Here is a 3,738-nt window from a genome sequence, read left to right as displayed (position 1 = left end):
TTCCGGCGTACATGCCGGTTATCTCGTCTTCAAAGGCCGTTCGGATGGAAGGTTGTTTAATTTGAAGAGTTTTCAGTTCTGTGACTAAATAACACAAGTCAAGAGTATTCACGCATGGATCTGGGTTAGATAGCCGAGTTCCATGCGTTTTTCAATAGTATTGGCGTTAGTGGTACCTAATAAAATTGGCATGGACTCGTTGGTAGGCGGTGTAGAACCTAAAGTCGAACCAAACCACATGTCAGGCGCCTTTACCTCAAAATTGTAGGGGACAAATAACAAACAAATCCATGTTTTATGGTAGCTGATCGATTATCGTGAAGGAGTAAGGAATAAACATACAAGGGAGTTTGAAAACGATGTCCAAATTCAAGTATTCTGTCGGCCCATGGACGCTAGAGGAGTTAATTGAGACGATTCCCCGGACTTTGCTGAAGGACTATCACTCGATCGTAAATYATAACAATTGGAGTAATTGAGAACTGATTCAGCATGATTAATGTTTTCGATAAGGGAGGATTAACGTGTCCAGAAGTAAAGTGGTGAATCTTCGTGTGAACTATAGAAAGAATCCATTGGGAATAGATGACATGCACCCTCGTTTAAGTTGGCAGATCATTGCGGAATCAAGGAACTTTATACAAACGGCCTATCAGATTCAAGTAGGTCTAGATCTTGAATGTATAAAGAATCTAGTATGGGACTCTGGTAAAACAATGTCTAATAACAATGTGCACATTGAATATATTGGTCAGGTGTTACAATCCAGAACCCGCTATTATTTCAGAATACGCATATGGGATAATCTAGGTGGTGTGTCGGAATGGAGCGAACCATCGTTCTGGGAGACCGCATTTCTGTCGCCGTCAGAATGGGTAGCCAATTGGATTGCTCCAACCCAACAGAATGAACCTGTCGATTACATGCGCAACGAATTTACTATACCCAAGAAAGTGGTATCCGCGCGAATCTATGCGACCTCTTTGGGCTTGTACCGATTGTATGTGAACGGTGTTCCTGCAGACGATACGTTGTTTAATCCAGGTTGGACAAGTTACCATACGCGGCTCCAATATCAAACATATGATGTTACCCATCTGGTCGCAGAAGGCTACAATGCAATAGGTTGCATGTTAGGTAACGGCTGGTATAAAGGGCACCTGGCTTGGGAAGGAAAGAATGAGTTTTACGGAAAAAGCCGAGCCGTTCGAATCCAACTGCACATCAAATTGTCCGATGGCTCCGAGCAGACCATTGTTTCTAGCCGCGAGTGGCGCTCTACAACCGGACCGCTGCTAATGTCCGAACTGTATCATGGTGAAACCTATGATGCCAGACTCGGCATAGACGGCTGGTCTGCTTACGGTTATGAAGATGGAGGATGGGAAGCCGTGTCCCTCCCTAAACCTCCAGTAACCTCTTTGGTCGCTCAAGAAAACGAACCGGTCCGTATTGTTGAATCTCTGAAGCCAATTCAAGTCATCACTACGCCAAAAGGTGAGACTGTCGTTGACATGGGTCAAAATATGGTGGGTTGGGTTCGATTTACTGTAAGAGCAGACGCTGGTACCGTCATTAAACTGCAGCATGCGGAAGTATTGGATCGAGAAGGGAATTTCTATATCGACAATCTTCGTATGGCAAGGCAGACCATCACCTATATATGTCGTGGCGGAGAAGAGGAAATGTTCGAACCGACATTTTCTTTTCAGGGGTTTCGCTATGTCAAAGTGATCGGTTTTCCTAATGACCTCCTGCTGGAGCGCATGATCGGCTGCGTCATTCATACAGATTTGGAGCGAACGGGCAGCTTCCGATGCTCTGATGAACTGGTTAATCAACTACAGCACAATATAGTCTGGGGTCAAAAAGGAAACTTCCTAGACGTCCCAACGGATTGTCCTCAACGAGACGAGAGACTGGGATGGACAGGCGACGCCCAGGTGTTTATTCGGACTGCAGCATTCAATATGAATGTCGTTCCTTTCTTTGAGAAATGGTTAAGGGATTTGGCGGTTGACCAAGAACCGGATGGAAGAGTTCCCCACGTGATTCCGGATGTTCCGGCAGCAGGTTATGGTTCGTCCGCTTGGGGCGATGCCGCCGTTATTTGTCCATGGACCTTGTACGAATGTTACGGTGACATACGCGTGCTGCGACAACAGTACGCGAGTATGAAAGCCTGGGTAGAATATATTCGTTCACAAGGTGATCATGAATATCTTTGGAATTCAGGGTTTCATTTCGGAGATTGGCTCGGGCTCGATGCCAAGGAAAATAGCCATGTTGGAGCAACGCCGAAAGACTTAATTGCCACAGCATTCTACGCTTATTCAACGGAATTGTTGATGAAGGCCGCGGCGGTAATTGGCAATTCAGAAGATGCAATTGCTTATAAAGACCTGCACGAGAACATTATTACGGCATTTCGACATGAATTCGTTACTCCTGGCGGGAGGGTAGCATCTCCTACTCAAACGGCATACGTTCTTGCTTTAATGTTTGACTTATTAGAAGAAACGGATCGCGATCGTACGGTCAAGATGTTAGCCGATCATATTAAAGAGAACGGGATCCACTTAACGACCRGATTCGTCGGTACTCCTTATCTGTGCCCGGTGCTGACGCGCTTCGGATACACCGATCTAGCCTATCAATTGCTGCTTCAGAAGGAGTATCCATCGTGGATTTATTCCGTTCTCCAAGGAGCAACGACGATCTGGGAGCACTGGGACGGCATCAAGATGGATGGAACTTTCTGGCCGGAGGGGATGAATTCGTTTAACCATTACGCTTATGGATCGATTGGAGAGTGGCTCTATCGTATCGCGGGCGGAATCGATCTGGCAGAACCAGGCTACAAGAAAATACGGATTCACCCTCAACTCGGAAATACATTTTCTTGGGTAGAGGCTTCTCTTCTCTCGGTCCATGGTATGATATCGGTTTCCTGGAAAAAACGGGATAACGGTTTTGTTGAGATGGAAGTCGATATTCCCGCAAATACCACCGCTGACGTCGTCATCCCTGCGAAACGATATACCGACATACTGGAGAGTGAACAGCAGTTGGACAGCGTGAATGGGATCGTAAACGCGGAACAAACTGACTACGGACATGTCCTTGTCATCGGATCGGGAAACTACCGATTTACATTCCCTGATCCAGCAGCAACCAAGGAGGTTTTACGATGAATCCAATATTACCTGTTCAGCATTTCGTTCCGGACGCTGAAGCTCGACAATGGAATGATGGCAAAATGTACATTTATGGGTCCTATGACCTCGACGGGGATACCTTCTGGTGCAGCAATGAATACCGCGTCTTTTCATCTGAAGATCTATTTCATTGGCAGGATCACGGTCTTAGCTTCAAATCGGAAGACGTACCTTGGCATGCAGAGAAAACACCGCTTACCCTATACGCGCCCGATTGTGTTTATAAAGACGGGCTCTATTATTTGTATTTCTGCTCTGCGGACAATAGTGAGGGAGTTGCTGTGAGCGACACTCCCCAAGGACCCTTCCGGAATGCTGTGCCTGTGGAAGGGGGACCGCATGGGGATGCRATCGATCCAGCCGTCTTTGTGGACGATGATGGTCAAGCCTATATCTTCTGGGGGCAATTTAACGCACGCTGCGCGCGAATGAATCCGGATATGAGATCGATCGTCTTAGAGACTTTGAACACCAATTTGATCAACGAGAAGGAACATGGCTTTCACGAGRGAGCCTCCAT

At 46.6% G+C, this 3,738-nt stretch carries 2 protein-coding genes; both read left to right on the top strand.

What is annotated here, in order from left to right; all coding sequences use genetic code 11:
* Window positions 1-524 precede the first annotated feature (524 nt).
* Window positions 525-3,194, top strand: a complete 2,670-nt coding sequence (locus AB4Z33_RS30465; protein WP_442053490.1) for a family 78 glycoside hydrolase catalytic domain — start codon at window positions 525-527, stop codon at window positions 3,192-3,194.
* The coding region (locus AB4Z33_RS30460; protein WP_442053489.1) for a family 43 glycosylhydrolase at window positions 3,191-3,738 on the top strand (548 nt) is incomplete at its 3' end. The genes AB4Z33_RS30465 and AB4Z33_RS30460, both read left to right, overlap by 4 nt.

The organism is Paenibacillus sp. 2TAB19, assembly GCF_052115185.1.
GTDB lineage: Bacteria > Bacillota > Bacilli > Paenibacillales > Paenibacillaceae > Pristimantibacillus.
The sequence above is the reverse complement of the archived record's forward strand: the minus strand, read 5'-3'. Positions and strand labels throughout refer to the sequence as shown.